Origin of the sequence: uncultured Agrobacterium sp., from assembly GCA_913777615.1 — a bacterium.
GTDB lineage: Bacteria > Pseudomonadota > Alphaproteobacteria > Rhizobiales > Rhizobiaceae > Agrobacterium.
In genome coordinates, this window is record CAJYTK010000011.1 from 314,640 (window position 1) to 341,104 (window position 26,465).

Below are 26,465 nucleotides of genomic sequence, written 5' to 3' on the forward strand. Positions count from 1 at the left end.
CGCTACAGTCTTGATTTCGAACAGTTAAGCCGCTCGGAGTGCCCTCACCTGGGGACGTAATCCGAGCGGTTTATGTTATGGCGCTGTAGCTTGTCGTAAAAGGTCTTGCGCGCAATTCCGAGCGCCGCAATGGTCTCGGCCACATCGCCTTGATGCTTCTCCAGAGTCTCCCGAATAATATCCGCTTCCTGGCGATCCATCCGTTCGCCGAGCGTCGCCGTTACATCATCTCGCGGCAAAGGCGTAGAGGCAGCTGCCTGACCGCCCTCGAGACCAAGGACCACACGCTCGGCAAAATGGCCGAGTTCACGCACATTGCCGGGCCATTGATGTTCGTTCAGATGGCGAGAAACGGAGGCGCTGATCTGCGGCACAGGAATGCCGAAGCGGCTGGAGGCCTTGCTGACGAAATGGGAGAAGAGGAGCGGTATGTCCGCTCGGCGTTCGCGCAGTGGCGGGATAGACAGCGTCACCACATTCAAACGGTAATAGAGATCCTCGCGAAAATCCTTGCGCTGCTCGGCATCACCCAGATCCACCTTGGCTGCGGCCACGACTCGGATGTCGACGGAACGTTCCTCGTTCGAGCCGACCGGGGAAACCTCGCGCATTTCCAGCACGCGCAGCATCTTCACTTGGAGAGCAGGCGGCATGCTTTCGATCTCGTCGAGGAACAGCGTGCCGCCGCTGGAATATTCGATGCGACCGATACGTTTCTTCTGCGCGCCGGTGAATGCACCTACCTCATGGCCGAACAACTCGCTTTCGATCACAGTCTCCGGCAAGGCGCCGCAGTTCAGCGCGACGAAGTTTCCCTGTGACCGCTTCTTGCTCCAGCGGTGAAGCGCCGTAGCAACCACTTCCTTGCCGCTTCCGGTTTCGCCCGCCACCAAAACATCCACATCCGTATCGGCGATGTGGCGCAACGTGTTGCGAAGCCGCTCCATGGCCGGGGTCTGGCCAATGAGCGGCATGTCATCGATCGAGTGCTCAGCCGCCCGCTTCAGCGCTCGGTTCTCCATCACCAGCTTGCGCTTTTCCAGTGCGCGGCGCACGCTTTCCACCATGCGCTCGGCGGGAAAGGGCTTGGAGATAAAATCATAAGCGCCATTCTGAAGCGCGCTGACCGCCATCGGCACATCGCCGTGGCCGGTAATCAGGATAACGGGCAAATCCGCATCGATCTTCCGGACATGTTCGAAAAACTGCAAGCCATCCATGCCGGGCATGCGCACGTCTGTCACGATCACGCCGTCGAAGTTTTCGTCCAGAGCGTCAAGTGCGAGTTCTGCTTTGGGGAAGGGCATGACCGTCATGCCTTCGAGTTCCAGCGTCTGCCGCATCGCCTTGCGAAGCTGCGAGTCATCATCCACCAGATAGACTGTTCCCATCACCGTCATGTCATGTCCGCTTCAAATAAACTGAAAAACACGTGCCACTTTTGCCGGTATCGACCTCGATCCGTCCGCCATAATCCGACGCGATGTCGCTGGAGATAACGAGACCAAGGCCGAGGCCGCCTTCCTTCGAGGTGTTGAAGGGCGAGAAGAGCTGTTCAAGAATAGGCGCCGCGATGCCTGGCCCGTTGTCGCGAACCTTCAGCACCACATCATCCTTTTCCTCCTCGACCCTCACATCAACGCGTCCATCATTTTTCTCCTCGACGGCTTCGAGCGCGTTCTGCAAGAGATTGATGACGATCTGCTCCAGCCGAATGCGGCTTCCCATAACCTTGACGCCTTCATCGGGCAGATCAAGATCGAGAATATCCATGCGGCCGGAGAAGCGGCTTCGCAGCAAGATCACAGCGCCTTCGACAACCAGACGAATGCTGACAGGTTCCGCCGCGGTCCTTCCCTTGCGCGCGAGGATTTTGAGATCGCTGGTGATGACGCCGATACGCTCTGTCAGGCTCGCGATGTTTTCCAGGTTCTCATCTGCCTCCTCACTACGCTTCCGTTTCAAAAGCACCCGCGCATTGTCGGCATAGGCGCGAATGGTCGCCACAGGCTGATTGATCTCATGCGCGACGCCCGCGGCCACCTGTCCAAGGATCGAGAGCCGGTTAGCCTTGACCAGATCATGCTGAACGCTTTGCAGTTCCTTGCCCGTCTGTTCATGGCGCAGAATTTCTGCCTGAAGTTTGTCGCGCGCCATGGTCAGATCGACGGTCCGCTCTTGAACACGGCGTTCCAGTTCTGCACGGTCCCGTTCTGCAGCGGCCTGCGCCTGCTCCGCCTTTAACCGGCGCCGAAGCCAGATTGCCGAGAGGGCAAAAAGGGGCATGAGTGCGGCAAGAGCCACGGTCCGGCTTTCGCGGATTGCGGCATTCGTTGTCGGCGTGACGGGCTGAAGATAGTGCAATGACCATCTGGTCGTCGGAACGGGAAGTTCGAGACGAAGATACTCGCCCTTCAGCGTGGGCGGAGAGTTCACCTCCACCAGCGCCACATCCGGACCGAGTTGCGAGCGAAGTCGCACCGGCATCGGAGAAAGCGCCTCCTCGCCGAACTGAAGACTGGCGGAAATCATCCGCCGTTTGTCTTCATCGATCGAGGCCACAGTCTTGAACCGCCATTCGGGAATGCTGGTCATCAGCACCACGCCGTTGGAATCGACGATATAGACGGGACGCCCGCCAATGTTCCAGTCGCTCTCAAGTCGGTTGAATTCAACCTTGGCGATGACGACGCCGAGCGGCTTTCCATCTGCGCCATCGACCCGCCTTGATATATAGAGCCCCGGCCGGCGGCTGACATTGCCGAGCGCGTAATGCTCCGCCATGCCGGCATCCATCGCCCGTCGGAAATAGTCACGGAAGGCATAATTGGAGCCGACGAAGCTCTCCGAGGTGCGCCAGTTGCTGGATGCTATTGTGACGCCGCTCGCATCCGTCACATAGATGACCGAGGCCTGCGTGCCCTCGATCAGTCCTTCCAGCTTTTCATCCAGCCGCTGGATGGCAGCGCCGCCATTTTCGAGCGCCTCGGTGATATCTCGGTCGCGGGAAAGCACGAGCGGCAAAACGCGCGGGCGCTCCAGGGCCACGTTCAGCAACGCCGTTTTCAATTCAGCGTCGGTGGTGGCATCGGCAATCAACCGCTTGGTGGCCTGGACACGACCGAGCTTATCGGCCGCGACAAACGCGCCAAAGGCGATGATGAGCCACATCAGTGCGAAGGCCATCCAGCGGAAGCGGGTGCTATTGACGAATACTGACATTGATCGCTCGAAATACCATGACTTCACTGTGCGGAATTCCACACAAAAGACAAGAGATGGCGAGCGGGAAAATGCACACTCAAAAAGAGTTCCGGCATCCTCGGAAAATAAAGATGATTTATAACAATACCTTATCCGCACTCAAGCAAACTGGCACGCTATTTGCTCATGTAGTTTCGAACGGCAGAGGGCCGGGCGAAACTTAAAGGCAAACCCGGGAGGCCGTCAGGGCAGGGTTAAGCTGAGGAGGAACTACAATGATTGACAGCACAGCTGTGGCTGAAAGCCACGCCAAACTGCCGTTTTACCGGCACCTTTATTTCCAGGTCATCGTCGCTATCGCCGCAGGTATCGCACTCGGTCACTTTTACCCGGCTATTGGCGAACAGCTGAAGCCGCTCGGTGATGGCTTCATCCGTCTGGTCAAGATGATCATCGCACCCGTGATCTTCCTCACAGTCGCAACCGGCATCGCCGGCATGAACGACATGAAGAAGGTCGGTCGCGTTGCTGGCAAGGCGATGATCTACTTCCTGACCTTTTCCACGCTGGCGCTCATCGTCGGCATGATCGTTGCCAACGTCGTTCAGCCGGGTGCTGGCATGAATATCGATCCGTCCACGCTGGACGGCAAGGCCGTTGCCACCTATGCCGCCAAGGCGCATGAGCAGTCCATTACCGGCTTCCTGATGAACATCATCCCGACGACGATCGTCGGCGCTTTCGCAGAGGGCGATATTCTTCAGGTTCTGTTCTTCTCCGTCCTGTTCGGCATTTCGCTTGGCGTCGTCGGAGAGCGTGGTAAGCCAGTCGTCGATTTCATGCACGCCCTGATGTATCCGATCTTCAAGCTGGTCGCGATCCTGATGAAGGCCGCCCCGATCGGCGCGTTTGGCGCCATGGCGTTTACCATCGGTAAATATGGCATTGCATCGGTCACCAACCTCGCCATGCTGATCGGCACCTTCTACCTGACGTCGCTCATCTTCGTGCTCGTCATTCTGGGTGCTGTCTGCCGCTATAACGGCTTCTCCATCCTGGCGCTGATCCGCTACATCAAGGAAGAGCTGCTGCTCGTTCTCGGCACATCCTCTTCGGAAGCCGCACTTCCTGGCCTGATGAGCAAGATGGAAAAGGCAGGTTGCAAGCGTTCTGTCGTCGGTCTCGTCATTCCGACCGGCTACTCCTTCAACCTTGATGGCACGAACATCTACATGACGCTCGCTGCCCTCTTCATCGCACAGGCAACCGGTATCCACCTGTCCTTCGGTGAGCAGGTTCTGCTATTGCTCGTTGCTATGTTGAGCTCCAAGGGCGCTGCAGGCATCACCGGTGCGGGCTTCATTACGCTGGCTGCCACGCTCTCGGTCGTACCGTCCGTGCCGGTCGCCGGCATGGCGCTGATCCTCGGCATCGACCGTTTCATGTCGGAGTGCCGCGCGCTGACCAACTTCGTCGGCAATGCCGTCGCAACCATCGTTGTGGCACGCTGGGAAGGCGAGCTGGATCAGGAGCAACTGGCCGCGGCGTTGAGAGGCGACGAGCCCAAAGTCGTTGACGATCCAACCGCGCTTGGGGTTCCGGCAGAGTAAGAAACGCCGTTAAAGGCAATCCACACAGAGGCCCGCTTCGATCATTCGAGGCGGGCCTCTTCTTTTCGGGCCCCGGCTTGGTAAGGATGAATACCACTCCTCTCCTCAACGGTGCTTGATGATGAAAAACCTGTTTCTCTCCTGGCAAGTCTGGGCTCTTCTTTCGGCCGCTTTCGCCGCGCTGACCGCCATCTTCGCCAAGATCGGCATCGAAAACGTCAACTCCGATTTCGCCACCTTCATCCGAACCATCGTCATTCTTCTGGCTGCAGGCTTGATGGTCTACGTCACCGGGAACTGGCAGAGCCCGGCGACGGTCACGCCACGCACGTGGCTTTTCCTTATTCTCTCGGGGCTTGCAACCGGCGCATCCTGGATCTGCTATTTCCGTGCGCTGAAGATTGGCGATGCGGCGCGTGTTGCGCCGATCGACAAGCTCAGCGTCGTCTTTGTCGCAGTGTTTGCGGTCCTCTTTCTCGGCGAACGGCTTTCTCTTCCGAACTGGCTCGGTGTGATCCTGATCGCCTGCGGAGCGGTTCTTGTCGCCTATCGGGGCTAGCCGACTGGACGTTTCATCTGCGACCAAGGCGGCATTTCCATTTATCGAATAAGGCTTTAAGACTTGTCGGCAAATGCGACAGGGAGGTCTCATGCGTTCAGTCCTTAAAGAACTGGAAAGCCGCCGCGCCGAAGCTCGTCTTGGCGGCGGGCAAAAACGCGTCGATACGCAGCACGCCAAAGGCAAGTTGACTGCCCGCGAGCGCCTCGACGTGCTGCTGGATGAAGGCTCCTTCGAAGAATACGACATGTATGTGACCCACCGGGCGGTGGATTTCGGCATGGCGGATCAGAAGGTGGCCGGCGATGGCGTCGTGACCGGCTGGGGCACGATCAACGGGCGGCAGGTCTATGTGTTCAGCCAGGATTTCACCGTGCTTGGCGGCTCCTTGTCGGAAACCCACGCACAAAAAATCTGCAAGATCATGGATATGGCAGTGCGCGTCGGTGCCCCGGTGATCGGCCTCAACGATTCCGGCGGTGCACGCATCCAGGAAGGCGTCTCGTCGCTTGCGGGCTATGCGGAAGTTTTCCGTCGCAACGCGGAAGTCTCCGGCGTGGTGCCGCAGATCTCCGTCATCATGGGACCTTGCGCGGGCGGTGCGGTCTATTCGCCCGCCATGACCGACTTCATCTTCATGGTGCGCGATACCTCCTACATGTTCGTCACCGGTCCGGACGTGGTGAAGACCGTGACCAATGAGATCGTCACCGCCGAGGAGCTGGGTGGTGCCACCACCCATACGAAAAAGTCCTCCGTTGCCGATGGCGCCTATGAGAACGACATCGAGGCACTGGAAGCGGTGCGTGCGCTGTTCGATTTTCTCCCCACCAATAACCGGGAGAAGCCGCCGACCCGACCGTTCCATGACGATCCGGCCCGCCTTGAGGCGAAGCTCGATACCCTGATCCCGGACAGTTCCAACAAGCCCTATGACATGAAGGAGCTGATCCACGCGATTGCGGACGAAGGCGATTTCTTCGAGTTGCAGGAGGCCTTTGCCAGAAACATCATCACCGGCTTCATCCGCCTTGAAGGGGAGACCGTTGGCGTCGTCGCCAACCAGCCCATGGTGCTGGCCGGTTGTCTGGATATCGACAGCTCCCGCAAGGCGGCAAAGTTCGTGCGCTTCTGCGACGCCTTCAACATTCCGATCCTGACGCTGGTGGATGTGCCGGGCTTCCTGCCGGGTGTCGCGCAGGAATATGGCGGCGTCATCAAGCACGGCGCCAAGCTGCTCTTCGCTTATTCCGAAGCAACGGTGCCGATGGTGACGCTGATTACCCGCAAGGCCTATGGGGGTGCCTACGATGTCATGGCGTCGAAACATATCGGCGCCGATATTAACTATGCCTGGCCAACGGCGGAGATTGCCGTGATGGGCGCCAAAGGTGCGGCTGAAATTCTCTACCGCTCCGAACTGTCGGACCCCGACAAGATCTCGGAACGGACGCGCGAATATGAAGAGCGTTTCGCCACTCCGTTCGTTGCTGCCGAACGCGGCTTCATCGATGAAGTGATCATGCCGCATTCCTCGCGACGCCGGATTGCCCGCGCCTTTGCGTCCCTGCGCAACAAGCAGGTGACGACGCATTGGAAAAAACACGATACGATTCCATTGTGAGGATGAAGCCTATGTTCAAGAAAATCCTCATCGCCAATCGTGGCGAAATCGCCTGCCGCGTCATTCGCACTGCAAAGAAGATGGGCATCGCAACGGTCGCGGTGTATTCCGATGCGGATGCCAATGCGCTGCATGTGCGCGAGGCCGACGAAGCGGTGCATATCGGCCCGGCACCCTCCAACCAGTCCTATATCGTGATCAACAAGATCCTCGAGGCCATTCGCAAAACGGGCGCTGACGCGGTGCATCCGGGCTATGGCTTCCTCTCTGAGAATCCGGCTTTCGCAGCGGCTCTGGAAAAGGAAGGTGTTGCCTTCATCGGCCCGCCGGTCAAAGCCATCGAAGCGATGGGCGACAAGATCACCTCCAAGAAGCTTGCCGCCGAGGCAGGTGTCTCCACCGTTCCAGGCCATATGGGTTTGATCGAGACTGCCGATGAAGCAGTCCGCATCGCATCCGAGATCGGCTACCCGGTTATGATCAAGGCATCGGCGGGTGGCGGCGGCAAGGGCATGCGCATTGCCTGGAACGATAGCGAGGCACGCGAGGGTTTTCAGTCATCACGCAACGAAGCAAAAGCATCTTTCGGTGACGACCGGATTTTCATCGAAAAATTCGTCACACAGCCGCGTCACATCGAAATCCAGGTTCTCGGTGACCAGCACGGCACGGTGCTCTATCTCGGCGAGCGGGAATGCTCCATTCAACGCCGAAACCAAAAGGTGATCGAGGAAGCGCCGTCTCCGTTCCTCGATGAGGCAACGCGCAAGGCGATGGGCAAGCAGGCTGTCGCGCTTGCCAAGGCGGTTGGTTATTTCTCCGCTGGCACGGTGGAATTCATCGTCGACGGCGACCGCAACTTCTACTTCCTGGAAATGAACACCCGGCTTCAGGTGGAGCACCCCGTCACCGAACTTGTGACCGGCATCGATCTCGTGGAGCAGATGATCCGGGTGGCAGCGGGCGAAAAACTGGCTCTCTCCCAACCGGACATCAAGCTCAATGGCTGGGCCATCGAGAGCCGGCTTTATGCGGAAGACCCGTATCGCAACTTCCTGCCCTCCATCGGTCGATTGACCCGTTACCGTCCCCCGGAAGAGGGCCATCAGGAGAATGGCACGATCCTTCGCAACGATACCGGCGTCTTCGAAGGCGGCGAAATCTCGATGTATTACGATCCGATGATCGCCAAGCTCTGCAGTTGGGGCGAGACACGGCTCTCCGCTATCGATGCCATGGGCGAGGCGCTGGATCGCTTCGAGGTCGAGGGCATCGGGCACAACCTGCCTTTCCTCTCGGCGGTCATGCAGCATCCTCGTTTCCGTTCCGGCAATCTGACCACGGGCTTTATCGCCGAGGAATTTCCAGACGGTTTTTCCGGAGTGGAGCCGCAGACGCAAGCCGCTGAACGACTGGCGGCGATTGCTGCGGTCATTCACCATCAGGTGCAGAGCCGCGCAGCGCAAATCTCCGGCACCATCGGCAACCATCGCCGCATTGTCGGCAAGGACTGGGTGGTTCAACTCGGTAAAACCGAGCACCGGATTTCCGTTGATCTTGAGAGCGATCATACCGTGACTCAAGTCGAGGGCGGCGAGAGGCTGGCTGTCGAAACAGACTGGCTGCCGGGCCGCAGCCTTGGCATTTTCCGGCTGGGCGATACGGTTCTGGCGGTAAAGATCGATCTTTCGCCATCCTCCATCCGATTGCGTTGGCATGGTGTGGACATCGTTGCCCAAGTTCGCAGCCCTCGCGTCGCCGAACTTTCACGTCTCATGCCGGAAAAGCTGCCGCCGGATACATCGCAGATGCTGCTTTGCCCCATGCCGGGCGTCATTACCTCGATCTCGGTCGCGGAGGGGGATGAGGTCGAGGCCGGACAGGCGCTGGCAACCGTAGAGGCGATGAAGATGGAGAACATTCTTCGCGCCGAGCGCAAGGGCCGTGTTGCCAAGGTTTGCGTGAAGGCTGGTGACAGTCTTGCCGTCGATGAGGTGATCCTGCAATTCGATTGACGAGGATGTCCACCTGAGATTCCGCTTCCCTGCCCTGCCTTTTCTGGAATAGATATTCCAATCCAGGAGAGACGATTTCATTTGTGGGGGAGTGAAACGAAATGCAGGATCTTGCCGCACCGGCAACGGTGAAGGAGTTTGAGGAAAGACTCGTCGAGGTTGCGCCGAAACTGCCGAAGAGATTGCGGCAGTGCGCGGATTATGTCGCAGCCAATACCGACCGGATCGCCGTTTCCACCGTGGCTGAAATGGCGGAAGCGGCGGGAGTCCAGCCGTCCGCCTTCATGCGCTTCTGCCAGATCCTAGGCTTTTCCGGCTTCTCTGAAATGCAGCGATTGTTCAAGGAAAGCTATTCCGGCCGTTGGCCGGATTACGATACCCGGCTCACCAACTTGCGCGACAAGGGCGAAGACAGTGGTGGACGGCTTCTGGCAGAATTTGTCGAAGCCGGGCGTGCATCGCTGGAAAACCTGCTGAAAACCGTCGATCAGTCCGCTTTCGAGGCAGCAATCCACGTGCTGGCCGACGCGCAGATGATCCATATCGTCGGCTTGCGCCGCTCCTTCCCGGTCGCAAGCTATCTCGCCTACGCTTTCGAGAAGATGCAGGTGCCGTCCATGCTGCACGCCTCCGTCGGCCAGTTGCAAAGCGCCAATGCGATCCGTCAGGGCGATGTGGTTCTCGCCATCACCTTTGCGCCCTATTCGGCTGAGACGATGGAGATCGTTTCCTCCAGCCGTGCCCGAAAGATTCCGGTCGTGGCGATCACCGATACGGCCGTCAATCCGTTGCGACAATTCGATGCCACAGTACTGACGGTATCAGAGGTCGACTTCGGTGCATTCCGTTCTCTGTCGGCGACCCTCTGCATTGCGATTGCGCTTGCAGTGGGTGTGGGAACACACAGACAAAATTGAATATTCGTGTTGAAAATAGAAAAAATAGAATTTATGATCCAAATATGAATTAGGGAGAAGAGCGACGGGCGTCCAGTTCCGTCCTTTGTAGCGCATCACGGCGCGGAGGAGACAGATCGTGAAGACACTCGATCTCATCACGATTGGCCGCTCGTCGGTCGATCTTTACGGCGCGCAGATTGGCGGACGTCTGGAGGACATGTCGTCCTTCAACAAGTATATCGGTGGCTCGCCCACCAATATCGCGGCAGGCGCTGCACGGCTTGGTCTGAAGAGTGCCGTCATCACCCGCGTCGGTGACGAACATATGGGGCGTTTCATTCGGGAACAGCTTGTGCGCGAGGGCGTCGATATTCGCGGCGTACAGACGGACATGGAGCGTCTGACGGCGCTCGTCATTCTTGGCATCCGCGATCAACAGCAATTTCCCTTGATCTTTTATCGCGAGAATTGCGCTGACATGGCGCTAAGCGAAGACGACATCGATCCGGCCTTTATTGGCGAAGCGGGCTGTGTTTGCGCCACCGGCACGCATCTTTCCCATCCCCGCACCGAAGCAGCTGTTTTGAAGGCGTTACGCCTGGCGAGAGAAAGCGGCGCTAAGACGGCGCTCGATATCGACTACCGCCCGAACCTCTGGGGTGTGGCTGGCCATGGTGACGGTGAAAGCCGTTTTGTGGAATCAGCCAAGGTCACGCAGAAGCTGCAATCCGCCCTCAATCTGTTCGACCTGATCGTCGGTACCGAGGAAGAGTTTCACATCGCCGGCGGCTCCACCGATACGCTGGAAGCGCTGCGCGCCGTCCGGGCAGTCTCAAACGCAACGCTGGTCTGCAAGCGCGGCCCGATGGGCGCAGTGGTATTTCCAGGCGCCATTCCAGACAGTCTCGATGATGGCGAAAGCGGCGAAGGCTTCCCTATCGAAGTCTTCAATGTGCTGGGTGCCGGCGATGGCTTCATGGCGGGGCTGTTCCGTGGATGGCTGCGTGGCGAAGACTGGCCAACGACGCTCAAATACGCCAATGCCTGCGGCGCCTTTGCCGTATCGCGCCATGGCTGCACCCCAGCCTACCCAAGCTGGGAGGAGCTGCAATATTTCTTCCGCACCGGCATTCGCAACAAGGCGTTGCGCAAGGACGACGCGCTGGAACAGGTGCATTGGGCGACCAATCGCAAGGGCGACTGGAGCACGATGCGCGTCTTTGCCTTCGACCACCGCATGCAGCTGGAGGCCATCGCAAGGGACGTCGGCGTCGACGACAAGAAGATCGGCTCTTTCAAGGAACTTTGCCTGAAAGCCGCCCATCAGGTTGCCGGTGGGGAGGCTGGTTACGGCATTCTCTGCGACGGACGGCTTGGCCGCGACGCGCTTTATCAGGCGGCAGGTTCGGGCCTGTGGATCGGTCGTCCCGCAGAATGGCCGGGCTCGCGCCCGCTGACGCTGGAGCCGGATCTTGGGCCGGATTGCGGCGGACTGAGTGAATGGCCCGCCGAACACGTGGTCAAGGTGCTGTGCTTCTATCATCCGGACGATGACACCGCGATGCGCGCCGAACAGGAAGAGACGGTCTCGCGTCTCTTCACCGCTGCGCGCCGCAACCGGCTGGAATTTCTGCTGGAGGTGATCCCCTCCAAGGTGGCGCCGATCGATGATAACACGACGGCCCGCATTATAGACCGCTTCTACGAGATCGGCGTCTATCCAGACTGGTGGAAGCTTGAGCCTTTGAAGAGCGTGGAAGCATGGCGTCAGGCGACCGATGCGGTGAAGCATCATGACCCTTACGTTCGTGGTATCGTGGTTCTCGGCCTGGAGGCACCGCAGAGCGAGTTGGAGGAGAGTTTCAGGCTGGCGGCAGGTTTCGATCTGGTGAAGGGATTTGCCGTGGGTCGCACGATCTTTGCCGAGGCCGCGCGTAACTGGCTTGCGGGCAAGGTGAGTGACGAGGATGCGGTTGCCGACATGGCAGCCCGTTATGATGCGCTTTGCCGGATTTGGGACAAGGCGCGCGCCGCGCATGTAAAGGGAGAGGCAGCGTGAAGACGGTACGATTGACGGCGGCACAGGCGCTTGTGCGTTACCTGGCAGCCCAAATGAATGAGGATGGCGAGCCTTACATCGCCGGCGTTTGGGCGATCTTCGGCCACGGTAACGTGGCTGGCATGGGCGAGGCGCTTTACGGCATCCGCGAGGAACTGCCGACCTATCGCGGCCAGAACGAGCAATCCATGGCGCATGCGGCGATTGCCTACACCAAGCAACTTGGCCGCCGCCGGACGATGGCGGTGACGTCCTCCATCGGTCCCGGCGCACTGAACATGGTAACGGCTGCCGCCCTTGCGCATGTGAACCGCCTGCCCGTGCTTCTGATCCCCGGTGACGTGTTTGCCAATCGCGGTCCCGATCCGGTGCTGCAGCAGATCGAAGACTTCAACGACGGTACGGTCTCTGCCAATGACTGCTTCAAGCCGGTCAGCCGCTATTTCGACCGCATCATGCGCCCCGAACAGCTTCTGACGGCCCTGCCCCGCGCCTTCCGCACCATGACTGACCCCGCCGATTGCGGTCCTGTAACACTCTCTTTCTGCCAGGATGTGCAGGCGGAAGCCTATGATTACCCGGAAACCTTCTTCGACAAAAAGGTCTGGCGCCAGCGCCGCCCCGAGCCCGACAAAGCGGAGCTCGAAGAGGCGATCGCAGCCCTCAAAGCCGCGAAGCACCCGATCATCGTCGCAGGCGGCGGCGTGCATTTTTCCGGCGCGACCGAAACGCTGAAGAGCTTCGCCGAGCGCCACTCCATACCCGTCATCGAGACTCAGGCAGGCAAATCCGCGCTGGCCTGGGATCACGAGATGAATTTCGGTCCCGCTGGTGTGACGGGTGCATCGAGCGCCAATGCGATTGCAGAAAAGGCCGATCTCGTCTTCGGTGTCGGAACCCGTTTTCAGGATTTCACCACCGGCTCCTGGGCGCTGTTCAAGAACCCGGCGCGCAAACTTCTGGCGCTCAACGTGCAGCCTTATGACAGCGCCAAGCACGATGCCATGAGCCTGACGGCCGATGCGAAAGTCGGCCTTGAAAAACTGACCGAAGCCTTGGGAAGCCATCGTTATGCCGAACCGGATGCCAGCCTGAAACAGGACTGGTTCGCCAAGGCCGACGCCGTGACCGCGGCACCGAAGGAGGCCAACAGCCTGCCCACGGACATGCAGGCGATCGGCGCGGTACAGCGCGCTTCGCGCGACAATACCGTCGTCATGTGTGCCGCAGGCACCATGCCTGGAGAGCTGCACCAGTTGTGGAAGGCGAAGCTGCCGCTTTCCTACCACATGGAATATGGCTTCTCCTGCATGGGCTACGAGATTGCCGGTGGCCTCGGCATCAAGATGGCAGAGCCCGAGCGCGACGTGATCGTCATGGTGGGCGATGGCTCCTACATGATGATGAATTCGGAGCTTGCCACTGCCGTTGCCATGGGCGTGAAGATCACTGTCGTCATCACCGACAATCGCGGCTATGGCTGCATCAACCGGCTGCAGATGGGAACCGGCGGGGCGGAGTTCAACAATCTGTACGCCCACACCAACCAGAAGAACCCGATCGCCATCGATTTCACCGCGCATGCAGCCAGCATGGGCGCGGATGCGCACAAGGTCTCGACCATCGCCGAACTCGAAACGGCGCTCGATGCGGCGCGCAGCGCGGATGTTCCGACCGTGATCGTCATTGATACCGACCCCTATCCGACACCGAATGCCGGGGGCTACTGGTGGGATGTCGCCGTGCCGGAAGTCTCTGAACGCAATGAAGTCAAACAGGCTCGTGCAGCCTATGAATCCGCACTGAAAGAAAGACGTTGATCATGATCCTTTACGGTACAAACCCCATCGCCTGGAGCAACGACGACGACCGCACGCTCGGCGCTCATATCAGCCTTGAGCAGTGCCTGGACGAAACCTCCAAGATCGGCTTCGACGGCATCGAGAAAGGCCACAAGTTCCCGCAGGAACCGGCAGGCCTCAAGGCGGTGCTGGAGCCCCGCAAGCTGCGCTACGTCTCCGGCTGGCATTCGCTCAACCTTCTGACCAACTCCATCGAAGATGAGATGGCCGCCATGCAGCCCGCCCTCGATCTCCTGAAGGCGATGGGCTCCAAGGTCATCATCGTGTGCGAAACCTCCAACGCCATCCACGGCGAGTATGCAAAGCCGGTTAACGACCGCCCGAAGCTCGCCGACAGTGAATGGAAGCGCTTTGGCGAAGGCGTCGAAGCGCTGGCGAAACATGCGGCCGATCAGGGCGTCGCGCTCGTCTATCACCATCACATGGGCACGATCGTCGAGAGCGAAGACGAGATCGACCGGCTGATGGAGAACACTGGCCCGCATGCCAAGCTGCTGCTCGATACCGGCCATTGCCTTTTTGGTGGCGGCAACCCGGAGCGACTGGCGAAGAAGCATATGGGTCGCGTCGGCCATATCCACGCCAAGAACGTGCGTCCGGTCATTGCCAAGCAGGTTCGCGACGAGAACCTTTCCTTCCTGGAAGGTGTGCGCCGTGGTGTCTTCACCGTTCCGGGTGACAGCGAGGGCGGCGTCGACTTCCTTCCCGTTCTCAAGATCGCCGCAGAGCATGGCTATAGCGGCTGGCTGGTGATCGAAGCCGAGCAGGATCCGGATGTTCGCAATCCCTTAGAGTATCAGAGCCTCGGCCTGACGTCTCTGCGCGCCTTCGCCCGCGAAGCCGGCCTGGACAAAGGCTGAAAAGAAAGGTCAAGGCATGGCAGATCTGCTGCGCAAACCCACCGGCACATCCGGCAAAGTTCATGAGATCACGCCGGAAAGCGCCAATTGGGGCTATGTCGGCTTCGGGCTCTACCATCTGAAGCCTGGCGAAACTGCAACCGAACAAACCGGCGAGACGGAGGTGATTCTCGTTCTCGTCGAGGGCAAGGCGGAAATCTCGTCGGAAGACAAACATTTCGGCGAACTCGGCGACCGCATGAATGTCTTCGAGCGCAAGCCGCCGCATTGCGTCTATATCCCGGCGGGCTCTTCCTGGACCGTTACGGCAACCACCGACTGCACGCTTGGTGTGTGCACCGCACCGGCAAAGCCCGGTCGTGAAGCGCAAGTCATTGGACCGGCGGGAATTACTCTGGCTGAGCGCGGCAAGGGCGGCAACACGCGTTACATCTTCCCGATTGCCATGGAAGATCGCGACGTTGCCGATAGCCTGCTGGTGACAGAAGTCTTCACCCCATCCGGTCACTGGTCGTCCTATCCGCCGCACCGGCACGACGAGGACAACTATCCGGAAATGACCTATCTGGAGGAGACCTACTACCACCGCCTCAATCCGGAGCAGGGCTTCGGTTTCCAGCGCGTCTTCACCGAAGACGGCTCGCTGGACGAGACCATGGCCGTCTCAAGCGGCGATGTGGTGCTGGTACCGAAGGGGCATCACCCGTGCGGCTCTCCCTATGGCTATGAGATGTACTATCTCAACGTCATGGCCGGACCGATGCGCAAATGGCGTTTCCAGAACCACCCGGATCACGACTGGATTTTCAAACGCGACAATCCTTGATCCTTGCATATCCTCATCCGTCGATTCTTGGGAGGGAATCATGAAGAGCCTAGGCATTGGACTGATTGGCACTGGCTACATGGGCAAGTGCCATGCACTCGCATGGAATAACGTGACCAGTGTCTTCGGCGATGTGCCTCGTCCGCGCCTGGTCACGCTGGCTGAGGTGAACAACGACCTTGCCGCAAGAAAGGCAGAAGAGTTCGGATTTGCCAAGTCCACCGGCAATTGGCATGATCTCCTCGATGATCCGGAAATCGACGTCATTTCGGTGACGACGCCCAACGCTTTTCATCCGGAAATGGCGATCGCAGCACTCGAAGCGGGTAAGCATGTCTGGTGCGAAAAGCCGATGGCACCGGCTTTCAAAGACGCTCTAAACATGCGTGATGCTGCTCGCCGTTCCGGCCGCGTGGCAGTGCTGGGCTACAACTACATTCAAAATCCCGTCATCCGCCACATTCGCAAGCTGCTTGCAGAAGACACTATCGGCGAGGTCAACCACATCCGCCTCGAGATGGACGAAGACTTCATGGCCGATCCTCAGGCACTCTTCTACTGGAAGAGCGAAGCCTCTTCAGGCTACGGTGCGCTCGACGATTTCGGCGTTCATCCATTGTCCTTGATCTTCAACCTCTTCGGTCATGTGAGCAGGGTCATTGCCGACATGAAGAAGCCCTACCCAACTAGGCCGTTGAAAGACGGAACCGCGCGCGAGGTGGAAAACCACGATCTGGCGAGCGTGCTCTTCACGCTCGAAAGCGGAATTTCCGGTGTCTTGATGACCAATCGCGCCGCCTGGGGGCGCAAGGGACGCATCGCGGTGCAGATTTACGGCTCGAAGGGTTCGATTCTTTACGATCAGGAACGGATGAACGAGTTCCAACTCTACACCACCGATGGCCGGGCTGAAGAGCAGGGTTTCCGCACGATCCTGACTGCGCCGCACCACCGCCCCTATGACCGCTTCATTCCAGCACCCGGTCACGGTCTGGGCTTCAACGACCTGAAAGTCATAGAATGCCGGGAGCTGATAGCAGCGACGGATGGCCAGGAGGCGAATATCATCACCTTCGAGCAGGGCGTCGGCATCGAGCGAAGTGTGCATGCCATGGCGCAGTCCTTCAAAGACAAGCGCTGGATCGAAACGAGCGAAATCGGCGCCTGAAAACCGAACCTCCTCCCCAATAGCAAACGCCCGCTCCTTCTCGAAGCGGGCGTTTCTTTCAGAACTCCGGCTGGATCTGTGCTGGCATCGGCAAGCGTTAGCAGCGACAGAGACCGTGTTCGTGCGAACTCACAGATCAGCGCGTCGTATATGCGGCTGCAAGACAGATAAGGTTGTCGGGCCATCGTCTATCTTGCAGCTGAAGCCTACGCTGGATGAGTCGCTCGATACCTCAGATCGTGCCGTTGAGATCGGCAGACAGTGTCTGAAATTCCTTGCCGCCAGCCATCAGATTTTGGACTTCCTCCATCGAAATCTCCGACTTGCCGAATGTGCCGAGCGTCTGTCCGCGGTTGAGAACGGTGAACCGGCTACCCACCGCATAAGCATGTCTGACATTGTGCGTGATGAAGATGACGGCCAGACCTTTTTGCTGGACCTGATTGATGTATTTCAGCACCATCGAGGTCTGCGCGACACCAAGCGCCGACGTCGGCTCGTCGAGGATGAGCACCTTGGCGCCGAAATAAACCGCGCGGGCAATCGCCACGCATTGCCGCTCGCCGCCAGAAAGCGTTCCGACCGCCTGGTTCGGATCACGGATGTCGATACCGATCTTGCGCATCTCATCGCGCGTGACCTCGTTGCAATGCTTCATATCGATGTAACGGAACGGCCAGACGCCGCGCACCGGTTCTCGCCCCATGAAGAAGTTGCGCGTGACCGACATCAGCGGGATCATGGCAAGATCCTGGAAGACGGTGGCAATGCCGGCATCCAGCGCATCGCGTGGTGCCGTGAAATCCACTGGTCGGCCTTCGACCAGGAATTCGCCGCTGGTCGGGCGAACCGCACCGGAGAGCATCTTGATCAGAGTGGATTTACCGGCACCATTGTCGCCCAGAAGACAAAGGACTTCGCCAGCCGATACGGTCATCGAGACGCCGTTGAGTGCAATGATGGAGCCGTAATGCTTGACGATGTTGCGAACGTCGATGATCGGGGTTTGTAGGGACTCTGTCATGGTTCAACGCTCCCCTGTCACACGCCGACGAATGAAATTGTTGAAGAGGACGGCCAGCAGCAGCATCGAGCCAAGGAACACCTGGAACCAATCCGAATCGAACTGGGTATAGGTGAGACCGATGGAAACCATGCCGAAGATGACCGCGCCGAAGAAGGCGCCGATGGCTGAGCCATAACCGCCGGTCAACAAACAGCCGCCAATGACCGCAGCGATGATCGCTTCGAACTCCTTCTGAAAGCCGCGTCTTGCATCCGTGGAGCCTGCATCCAGAACAGTGATGATGGCAACAAGTGCGGCTGCACAGGCCGTCAGAGCGAAGAGGCTGGTCTTGACGCGATTGACCGGAACACCCGAATTGCGGGCGGCATTCGGATCACCACCAGCGGCAAAAATCCAGTTTCCGGTTCTGGTCCGCAGCAATACCCAAGTCGCGACTATAGCAATCGCAACGAACCAAATCACCGATACGGGCACACCCGTGACCTTTGGAAGGCCGTTGTCGAATGTCTCGATGATACCTTTCTGGCCTAGCCAGAGAAACAGTCCTTCGAAAGCCTGACCCGAGAAGATCTTGAGAAGCGGACTCCCCTCCACGGCAGAGCTGATCCCACGCAGCTGCGTCGAACCGCCGGTTGCCCATTTGAGGCCGACGAGCGTGAGCCCGCGCAGAATGAAGAGAAAGGCGAGCGTGACGATGAAGGATGGCAACCGCGTGCGGATGACGATCTGGCCGTTTACGGCGCCAACAATGCCAGAAAAGAGGAATGTCAGCAGAATGGCGATGGAGAGCGGCTGGTCATAATTCGTCACAAGAACGCCGAAGATAAGACCGGCGAAGGCGACCATGGAGCCGATGGAGAGATCGAACTCGCCGCCAATCATCAAGAGTGCTGCGGCAATCGCGAGAATGCCAAGCTGCGACGCCGGTGCAAGGATTGTCATTGCTCCGGCAAGCGTGAACATCGACCGGTCGGCGGTCATGAAGAAGAAGACCATGACCAGGATCAGACCGGCAACGGCACCGAGCTCAGGGCGCCGCATGATTTGAGTGATGACGCCTACCTTGCGCAAACGTTCATCTGCTGACGCCGCAGCAGGGACCGGAGGCTTCGCGCCTGCCGGATTGTTCTGTTCGAGACTGGCCATTGTTCCTCCCCATCCATCTCATAATTTGCCCGCTTTCTGCCTCCCCGATCTCTCGGGGAGGACATGAAAAGAGCTCAGAGATTTCCGCTTAGCGGATGCCCTTTGCAGACAGTTCAACGACCTGCGCTGCCTTTTCCTTGGTAATGAGGTTTGGACCGGAGGGAACGTTGCCACCGGGGATCAGGCCGTACTTAGCGTAGTTGGCGAGGAAGACGACCGGCAGATAGCCCTGAAGGAATTGCTGCTGGTCGATCGCGAAATCGGCCTTGCCTTCAGAGACTGCCTTGAGGAAGTCCGCTGAGAGGTCGAAGGTCGCGACGTGGATCTTGCCGGTTTTACCGACGTCGTTGACGGCGGCGACCGACGGCTCACCCGCAGTTCCTGCTCCGAGTGCCATGATCGTGTCGATCGCACTGTCGGAACTCAGAGATGCCTTCACCTTGGCGCGAATTTCAGTGGGGTCGTTGCTGACGGGAACAACGGTGCTGGAGCCACCAAAGCCATCCGCAAAGCCCTTGCAACGAAGGTCGAGCGAGACGTTACCAACTTCCTGGTTGACGCAGATACCCTTTTTTCCGCCGAGTTGCTTCAGCTTCTCGCCTGCGGCCTTACCGGCCGAATACTCATCCTGACCGACATGGAGAAGCGCACCGAGCTCCTTGGACACATCCGAGCCCGAATTGATGGAAATTACCGGAATGCCAGCGGCGACGGCTTTCTTGATTGCCGGAGCGAGAGCAGAGGCGTCTGGAATGGAGACGATGAGGCCGGCCGGCTTCTGATTGACCGCCGCGTCGATCAACTGGCTCATGGCCACCATGTCGAAGGTTTCAGGCGCGCGGTAATCGACCGTGATGTTCATGTCCTTGGCTGCGGCCGTCACACCATTCTTGACGACGGACCAGAAAGGATCATTTGCCTGACCGTGTGTCACCGCAACGAGCTTCACATCCGCCGCAACAGCACCCGATGCGAATCCGGCAGCCGCACCAAGAAGCGCAGCCCCCGCCAAGAGAGCTTTGAATCCGAATTTCATGTCTTCCTCCCGATGAAAACATCTCCACGTCGTGGAGCGTGAAATGTTCAGGCGATGGCGCCCTCACAACCCAAACGTAACTCCTCTTACGCTTGGGTGAACGGGGTCGAGCCTAGCGCAGACCCGACGAAAATCAAGCGATAATTCCATCAGAATATTTTTTAGAATAAAAATTCTGACGATGTTTTATCTAAGGCAGGAGACAAAGAGCCATGACTTTCTCCCTGCTGAAGTCGCACAAGGTCCTTCAGCAAGATATGATCAAGGTGCATGACCCTTCTCAAAGTCCACGTATCTAGTTGAATGTATGGTGCGTGATGGAACGTGGCCGCTGCAGCAGAAGACCGTAACGCAAGGTGGCTCTGATCTTACGGTCCGCAGCTTTTGGTGCGGTCCTGCGAGCAAGAAGAACGGCAACAAACTGAGCCTTTGCCGCTATCAAGAGGCGCGCTCACACTCCCAACGGAAGTGTGAGCTTTTACGTTGAAAAAACCGATCAGCCGATCTGAACTGGTCTGCCGGTCTGCCAGCTTTCTGTGGCGGCATCGGCCAGCTTTTGGGCCTGGAGACCATCGAAGCCGCTCGGGCGCGGCGCGGTGTTACCAGCATCGACGGCGTCGATGAACGTGTTGATCTCGTTGGCATAGGCTTGGGCGTAGCGCTCGATGAAGAAGTTCTGCACCGGATCCCCGGCAATGCCGTTGGCGTTCCACAATTCGACGCTGGAGTTCTGGATGTTGCGCGCCGAGAGCATGCCGGTCGAGCCATGCACTTCGATGCGCTGGTCATAGCCGTATGTGGCGCGGCGGGAATTGGTGATGACCGCGATCCGCCCCGATGCCGTCTGCATCTGCACGGCTGCGGTATCAACGTCACCCTCTTCGCCAATCGCCTTGTCCACCAGAGCGGAGCCTAGCGCATTGACGACCACGAACTCTTCTCCCATCAGGTAGCGAGCCATATCGAAATCATGGATCATCATGTCGCGGAAAAGACCGCCTGACGATTTCACATAGCTTGCCGGTGGCGGATTGGGATCGCGGCTAATGATCGTCACGATCTCGATCTCGCCGACATCGCCATTACGCAGGCGCTTTTCTACCGTCGCAAAGTTCGGGTCGAAGCGGCGGTTGAAGCCGATCATCAGTGTCGACTTGTTCTTCTCTACCACATCCAGGCACTGGTTGATGCGGTCGACCGAGAGCGACACCGGCTTTTCGCAGAGAATGTGCTTGCCGGCCTTGGCCGCAGCTTCGATGAGATCGGCATGGCTGGGAGTGGGGGTTGCGATCAACACGGCATCGACATCCGAGGCGGCGATAATATCCTCAACGGAAGCAACCCTAGCGCCCGTCTTCTGCGCCAGTTGCTCAGCCGCCGCAGGAAAGGCATCCGCAACATAGGAAAGTTTCGCCTTGGGATTGGCGGCAATCGTTGCCGCATGCACTTTACCAATACGGCCTGCGCCCAGCACACCGAACCTGATCATCTTATTTGCTCCACGCTTGATTCCTCCTCGGGCCTGCTCCACCACAGGAGTAGGCCGCAGTCCTGTCACCGCCCGATCTCTCGCTGATGACGATGAGCAGACCCTATCTCAACAGGCAATGAAATCAAAGAGAAATTCCATTATATAGAACGATGAAATATTTATTCCGTTTCAGATATAACGGGCCCTCGCGACGGCCGGGCAGACTATTTTTTTTGGAACCCAGTTGATCAAACATTGTTAGGCGGGCCGCAAGCCCCATCGAAAAACATTTACAGGCGGCGAGCGGGAGGAAAACACAATGAACAATGACACCGTATTGATGCCCCACGAACGCGGCTGGGCCGTTTTGCGCAATGGCATGCTGACAAAGGTTTACCCCAGTCGGCACCTTGCATTGCAGAAGCTTCAAGACGAAACCGCACGACGCGCGCGCCACGGTCAGAAAGATCATTCCGCTCACGTCAAGCCAGGCGGAAACAGGCAGGAGCAGCCTTCTCACAGAGGCGGCCAGGCGTAACCCATACGATCATGTTCACCAACACATGCACGGCGGAGGGGTGCAAATTTCTCCGCTCCGGATTTCGTCACATGGTCAAACAGACCAACCCTTGCTGCTGACGTCAATAGACACCCGCCTGTTGGGTTCTAGGTTTGATATGTGTGGCTCATGCCGCATTTAGAACTTTTGCTCCGCTCGAACGTTCCACCGATGCTGACACATCTGCGCTGATCTCAATGAACGCGCAAAGAGAGGATGCAGAAAAATGGATGATCCGGAAAAGCTTGGACAACAGAACCAGCTGGTCGCATTTCTGCCGGACGACGTTCGGGCCGAATTGCTGAAACGCTCCACCATCGCCGATTTGATGGCCGGTGACACGTTCATAAAAGCCGGACAACGGATCGACAAAGTCTTCTTCATATGCAGCGGCATTGCGTCGGTCCTCGTCTCCTCGCGATCCGGCAAGGTGACGGAGTCCGGAATTGTGGGACGGGAGGGGTTCGTTCCCTCTGGAGCACTTGTCGATGCGGAAACCAGCTTCACCGACGTGATCATGCAGGTTTCAGGACAGGCGCTGGTCCTGGATATTGGCGCCGTCCAGGCTATGCGCAACAGGCATCGGATTCTGGAACAGCTCATGACATGCGCATCGCATGCGTTGAAGACCCAAATCGAGTGTACGCTACTGTCCAACACAACGCAGACGGTGAGCCAGCGGCTGGCCCGCTGGGTCCTGGTTTGCCACGACCGCGTCGACGGCAATCAGCTTCACCTCACACATGAGTTTCTGTCGCTGATGCTCGCCGTGAGAAGACCGAGCGTTACGGATGCCCTGCATTTCCTCGAAGGAAGGGGCTTTATCCGTTCCGAAAGAGCAAAGATCATCATCCGTAACCGCCACGCACTCGAAGACTATGCCGGGGATATTTACGGGCTGGCGGAACAGGAGCGAGACAGGATCTTTGCAAGATTTCGCGCGTCAGCAGTTTTGCGTCCATCCGCCGACGAAACGCGTTCAACCGGATGAAGGCGGGAGCCGCTCCTATGAAGCGGCTCCGAACCCTCTCAATTAACGGGAAGCGGTGCGGATCATGCGGCAGAGTTTCACCAGATCTGCCTCATAGCCACCATTCATAATGTCGACGCAACGTTTTGCCAGCCGTAGCTGCTCGGTGCGCGACATCTCGTTATAGGCTCTTATGACGCCCTTGCTCGGAAATGAAGGGTTGGAACCAGGATTGGTGGCACCTGGTCCGGTCCCAACGCCAACGTCCACACCAACGCCTTTCGTGCCGCCGACATTGACATTGGCATTCACGTTGAGGCCACGACTACCGCCGACCGACGCGTCGACGTCGACATTGGTCAGACTAGCTCCTCCCAATGTCGCGCTGGTGTTGGCATTGATGCCTTTGCTGCCACCAACCGAGGCATTCACGTCCGCGCCAAGACCACCTCCCGATCGGCCTCCAACGCTTGCTCCAGCATTGACGCCGCCACTTCCGCCAATGGACGCGCCGGCACTCAAGCCTCCGCTGCCATTACCGCCGACGCTGGCGCTTACTCCTCCCACACTGACATCCAGGGCATGCGCATTCATAGGAAGCGCCAGACAGGCGCTCACAAACAAAACATTGCTTAGTCTTGTCATGATTCTTCTCTCCTCACACACGATACTCACTCCATATCAGCATCTAAGATGCCATTTTAGAGTGTATATTAGAGGATTATAATTTGAAATATTCTTACGTGCATAATGTCTAATATATAGCGCGAGAAACGGTCACATTGGTGTGATATCGACAGACTGTATCAAATTGAAACAAGTACAGAGGGATTTTGGAAAGAAATGTGGTATTAAGATACTTGTCTATCCAGTATCTCTGCCATGAGACGATTGTATTCAGTCTCTGCTCGACCATATGACCCACCGGCTTCGATTTCCAAACCCTGCCGATTGATAATCGTAATCTGGCCCCTGGAAGCTCGTATCAGTCCTTTTCCTTCAAGAATGTGAAGCGCTACTGTCACGCCAGGACGCCGGACGCCAAGAACAACGGCGAGGAATTCATGTGTCATGGCGACCGTTGCTCCGTCGATCCGGTCGTGAAGCATCAGCAACCAACGCGCGAGTCTCTTATCCAGTCTGGACAAGCCGTTGGCGATGACGGTGGATGCAGTCTGAACAAGCAATGTGTGAATGTACGTCAGGAAGATATCACGGATCGTATCGCTCGAACGCATGGCATCGACCACGGCGGCCGAAGGCAGAGCGATTCCGTAGCCGCTAACTTGAACCAGGGTGCGATGCGAGGTCCGGGCGTTGCCCAGGATAACAGCTGAGCCGGTCATTCCCTCCCTGCCGGTCAACCCGACCTCGATGCTTTTACCATTGGACAGATGTCCGATAATGGAGGCCAGACCTGTCTCGAAAAAGATGACCCGTTCTATCGTGGTGTCGGGGCGCTCTATCACCTCGTGAACATCGAACTTAACCACCCGCATGGCTGGCCGCAGAATTTCGAAATCGGCCGGACTGAGCGATCTCAATAGTTTATTGCGCACGGCGTGCTGATCAGTATCCATTTGAAGTCTTCATTCCCTTCGATCGCCCAGCGGACGTTTGAGGGAAACTAAACACTTGAAAACTTTGAGCAATGCACTGTCATATATCGTACAAAGGTCAGCCCGCCATTGGTGGCATAATACCGCATGGTTTGAGCCCCCTAAACCCCGCGCCTCATGCCTCTCCAGAATGAGTCGAGAGCCATTGATGAAGCCGACGTCTAAGCGCAACGTGCGCGGATGATCACACTCCCGTCGCGTATCGCCACAGCAGTAGTCAGTCTTGATGCACGGGGCCTGGCGGTGCAGAGTAGGACGTACGCCCTATGGCGGGTAGCGGCATCCGCGGTGGTTCTAAAACGCCAGATCGCGTCGCAATACTTCTCGGGCGCGACTGACACGGCTCTTTATCGTGCCTATGCGGCAACCGCACAGGTCAGCGGCATCCGCGTAGCTCGTACCGTCGGCAATTAGAAGCAAAGCCTTTTTCTGATCGACATCCAGATCGCCAATGGCGCGCATGACCTGTTGATGTTGTAGCCGCCACTCTTGACCGGGAGGGGTCGAGATGGTGGCTTCGATGCCAGCCGGTAAGCCGATCTGCTCTCGCTGGGCGACCTTGTAGCGCGTGCAGAAGGTATTTCGCAGGATGGTAAAGAGCCATGACTTCAACGCCGTTCCCGGCGTGAAGCGGTGGACGGCGCGAAGGGCTCTCAAGATCGTCTCCTGAACGAGATCGTCCACTTCTTCTTCGGCACGGACGAAGCGGCGTGCAAAGGCCGATAGCGCGGGGGTTAGATTGGCGATGCCCATCCTAAGATCCGCAAGCTGTTGTTCTCTCATGGCCACGTCGGTTGTGGCGCTGGCGTCTACCTTGTCCATATTCCCCTCCGTTGATGTAAGGGAAATGTCCTGATCCACGCTTTGTTGCCGTACGCCAGCGTACATACTCTAGTTGAATGAGTTAAATCTAATAGAACATAAGGGGAATAAAGCGGTTCGGGAAAGAACCGAAGGCATTTTCGCGACTGACCTGTAACACTGTCTCAAACAGCTAGACCGAGCGCCGCCTTCTGCCTTCCATTGCCGCCAATGCTGCACCGACAAGGATCAGAGGAAGCGCCGTCACAAAGGTGCTGGAGAGCGGTGAATTGAAGATCAGCAGGTCGGCAAGTACTGGCCAGAGGATTGCGAGATATTCGAAGGGCGCAAGCAACGATGCCTCAGCGTGTCGGAAAGCCAATGTCATGGCGATGTGAGCGAACCCACCGAAGAGGCCCGAAAGGACAAGAAGCACCAATTGTGCGTGGTCGGGCATGACCCAGCCGAATGGCAAGGTGAAAAGACCGCCGATCATCGATGCAATCACGAAATAGAAGGCGATCGCGCCGGGATTTTCCGTTTTGCTGAGACTCCGAACCATAATCAGGGCGAAAGACGTCAGCACGCCCATTAAAAGGCCGAGGATGTAACCCCACAAACGCGCGTCATCCATGACGCCATGACCGATCTCAGGCCATACCAATGTCACGACGCCGGCGAGCCCGAAAACCACGCCCCCGACACGCCATTTTGTCAGCCGCTCGGAGAGAAGCACGACACCAGCAATGCTGGTAAATGTCGGCGAGAGGTAGGTGAGAAGCGTCGCCTCAGCCAGGGGCAGCCGGGCAATGGAAGCGAAGGATGCAAACATCGCAGCCGCACCGAGGCTGGAGCGCAACAGATGACCTGCTGGACGTCTCGTGGCGAGACCTCGCGGAAATTCGTTGCGCCACCACAGAAAAATGACGAGCGGAATGAGCGCGAAGGCCGACCGAAAGAAAACGATCTCACCGACAGGGATGAGCCCGGATGTGGCCTTGATGCAGATCGACATGGCTGCGAAGAGGAAACCCGAGAGAACCCGAAGTCCAATGCCAAGCGTCTGATTTTCGCTCATTGTTTTCAAAACAATCCTCTGTGCCAAGAGCCTCAGAAATCTGCCCGCTGGCACATGTTGCAGAATGGAGTC

General features: G+C 58.0%; 22 protein-coding genes. 12 read left to right on the plus strand and 10 right to left on the minus strand.

What is annotated here, in order from left to right; translation table 11 throughout:
• Window positions 1–44: 44 nt before the first annotated feature.
• Together QZ862_RS10540 and QZ862_RS10545 are read right to left on the minus strand one after the other, a co-directional pair.
• A complete protein-coding gene (locus QZ862_RS10540) occupies window positions 45–1,400 on the minus strand; it encodes a sigma-54 dependent transcriptional regulator (RefSeq protein WP_296099677.1) in 1,356 nt (451 codons plus the stop codon).
• Between the two features lies 1 nt (window position 1,401).
• The gene (locus QZ862_RS10545; protein ID WP_296099678.1) at window positions 1,402–3,222 is read right to left on the minus strand and encodes a sensor histidine kinase; all 1,821 of its coding nucleotides are present in this window, start codon (window positions 3,220–3,222) and stop codon (window positions 1,402–1,404) included.
• A gap of 257 nt (window positions 3,223–3,479) precedes the next feature.
• Here QZ862_RS10545 and QZ862_RS10550 point away from each other — a divergent pair, with 257 nt between their 5' ends.
• The 10 genes from QZ862_RS10550 (at window position 3,480) to QZ862_RS10595 (ending at window position 16,686) form a co-directional block, all read left to right on the plus strand.
• Window positions 3,480–4,814, plus strand: a complete 1,335-nt coding sequence (locus tag QZ862_RS10550) for a dicarboxylate/amino acid:cation symporter (RefSeq protein ID WP_296099679.1) — start codon at window positions 3,480–3,482, stop codon at window positions 4,812–4,814.
• Window positions 4,815–4,935: 121 nt separating this feature from the next.
• The gene (locus QZ862_RS10555) at window positions 4,936–5,373 is read left to right on the plus strand and encodes an EamA family transporter (RefSeq protein WP_296099680.1); all 438 of its coding nucleotides are present in this window, start codon (window positions 4,936–4,938) and stop codon (window positions 5,371–5,373) included.
• Window positions 5,374–5,464: 91 nt separating this feature from the next.
• Window positions 5,465–6,997 carry an acyl-CoA carboxylase subunit beta gene (locus tag QZ862_RS10560; RefSeq protein WP_296099681.1) on the plus strand — a complete coding sequence of 511 codons (1,533 nt, stop codon included), beginning with the start codon at window positions 5,465–5,467 and terminating at the stop codon, window positions 6,995–6,997.
• A gap of 11 nt (window positions 6,998–7,008) precedes the next feature.
• Complete coding sequence (locus QZ862_RS10565) at window positions 7,009–9,012, plus strand: acetyl/propionyl/methylcrotonyl-CoA carboxylase subunit alpha (RefSeq protein ID WP_296099682.1); 2,004 nt, start codon at window positions 7,009–7,011, stop codon at window positions 9,010–9,012.
• 101 nt (window positions 9,013–9,113) lie between these two features.
• Window positions 9,114–9,929 (plus strand): MurR/RpiR family transcriptional regulator, encoded by an 816-nt coding sequence (locus QZ862_RS10570; protein ID WP_296099683.1) that lies wholly within the window; start codon window positions 9,114–9,116, stop codon window positions 9,927–9,929.
• 115 nt (window positions 9,930–10,044) lie between these two features.
• On the plus strand, window positions 10,045–11,970 hold the full coding sequence (iolC, locus tag QZ862_RS10575; RefSeq protein WP_296099891.1) for a 5-dehydro-2-deoxygluconokinase: 1,926 nt from the start codon (window positions 10,045–10,047) through the stop codon (window positions 11,968–11,970).
• Window positions 11,967–13,790, plus strand: a complete 1,824-nt coding sequence (gene iolD / locus QZ862_RS10580; protein ID WP_296099684.1) for a 3D-(3,5/4)-trihydroxycyclohexane-1,2-dione acylhydrolase (decyclizing) — start codon at window positions 11,967–11,969, stop codon at window positions 13,788–13,790. Before iolC ends, iolD begins: the two co-directional genes overlap by 4 nt.
• Window positions 13,791–13,792: 2 nt before the next feature.
• Window positions 13,793–14,692, plus strand: coding sequence for a myo-inosose-2 dehydratase (gene iolE / locus QZ862_RS10585; RefSeq protein WP_296099685.1), 900 nt, complete (start codon window positions 13,793–13,795; stop codon window positions 14,690–14,692).
• A 16-nt stretch (window positions 14,693–14,708) separates the two neighbouring features.
• On the plus strand, window positions 14,709–15,518 hold the full coding sequence (iolB, locus tag QZ862_RS10590; protein ID WP_296099686.1) for a 5-deoxy-glucuronate isomerase: 810 nt from the start codon (window positions 14,709–14,711) through the stop codon (window positions 15,516–15,518).
• A 40-nt stretch (window positions 15,519–15,558) separates the two neighbouring features.
• A complete protein-coding gene (locus QZ862_RS10595) occupies window positions 15,559–16,686 on the plus strand; it encodes a Gfo/Idh/MocA family oxidoreductase (RefSeq protein ID WP_296080230.1) in 1,128 nt (375 codons plus the stop codon).
• A 232-nt stretch (window positions 16,687–16,918) separates the two neighbouring features.
• Here QZ862_RS10595 and QZ862_RS10600 read toward each other — a convergent pair whose 3' ends face one another.
• From QZ862_RS10600 to iolG, 4 genes are all read right to left on the minus strand, one after another.
• Window positions 16,919–17,710 (minus strand): ATP-binding cassette domain-containing protein, encoded by a 792-nt coding sequence (locus QZ862_RS10600; RefSeq protein ID WP_296099687.1) that lies wholly within the window; start codon window positions 17,708–17,710, stop codon window positions 16,919–16,921.
• Between the two features lie 3 nt (window positions 17,711–17,713).
• A complete protein-coding gene (locus tag QZ862_RS10605) occupies window positions 17,714–18,859 on the minus strand; it encodes an ABC transporter permease (RefSeq protein WP_296099688.1) in 1,146 nt (381 codons plus the stop codon).
• 88 nt (window positions 18,860–18,947) lie between these two features.
• Window positions 18,948–19,895, minus strand: coding sequence for a sugar ABC transporter substrate-binding protein (locus QZ862_RS10610; protein ID WP_296099689.1), 948 nt, complete (start codon window positions 19,893–19,895; stop codon window positions 18,948–18,950).
• Window positions 19,896–20,391: 496 nt separating this feature from the next.
• Window positions 20,392–21,384, minus strand: coding sequence for an inositol 2-dehydrogenase (gene iolG / locus QZ862_RS10615; protein WP_296099690.1), 993 nt, complete (start codon window positions 21,382–21,384; stop codon window positions 20,392–20,394).
• A 301-nt stretch (window positions 21,385–21,685) separates the two neighbouring features.
• Here iolG and QZ862_RS10620 point away from each other — a divergent pair, with 301 nt between their 5' ends.
• Both QZ862_RS10620 and QZ862_RS10625 read left to right on the plus strand, forming a co-directional pair.
• Window positions 21,686–21,904 carry a hypothetical protein gene (locus QZ862_RS10620; RefSeq protein ID WP_296099693.1) on the plus strand — a complete coding sequence of 73 codons (219 nt, stop codon included), beginning with the start codon at window positions 21,686–21,688 and terminating at the stop codon, window positions 21,902–21,904.
• 247 nt (window positions 21,905–22,151) lie between these two features.
• Window positions 22,152–22,916 (plus strand): Crp/Fnr family transcriptional regulator, encoded by a 765-nt coding sequence (locus QZ862_RS10625; RefSeq protein ID WP_296099694.1) that lies wholly within the window; start codon window positions 22,152–22,154, stop codon window positions 22,914–22,916.
• A 42-nt stretch (window positions 22,917–22,958) separates the two neighbouring features.
• Here QZ862_RS10625 and QZ862_RS10630 read toward each other — a convergent pair whose 3' ends face one another.
• The 4 genes from QZ862_RS10630 to QZ862_RS10645 form a co-directional block, all read right to left on the minus strand.
• Window positions 22,959–23,540, minus strand: a complete 582-nt coding sequence (locus tag QZ862_RS10630) for a hypothetical protein (RefSeq protein ID WP_296099697.1) — start codon at window positions 23,538–23,540, stop codon at window positions 22,959–22,961.
• 206 nt (window positions 23,541–23,746) lie between these two features.
• Entirely contained in the window at window positions 23,747–24,475 is a 729-nt protein-coding gene (locus QZ862_RS10635; protein ID WP_296099699.1) for a Crp/Fnr family transcriptional regulator, read from the minus strand.
• Window positions 24,476–24,808: 333 nt separating this feature from the next.
• Window positions 24,809–25,297: a sigma-70 family RNA polymerase sigma factor gene (locus QZ862_RS10640; RefSeq protein WP_296035659.1), complete on the minus strand. Its 489-nt coding sequence runs from the start codon at window positions 25,295–25,297 to the stop codon at window positions 24,809–24,811.
• Window positions 25,298–25,508: 211 nt separating this feature from the next.
• On the minus strand, window positions 25,509–26,393 hold the full coding sequence (locus tag QZ862_RS10645; RefSeq protein WP_296099701.1) for a DMT family transporter: 885 nt from the start codon (window positions 26,391–26,393) through the stop codon (window positions 25,509–25,511).
• Window positions 26,394–26,465: the final 72 nt, after the last annotated feature.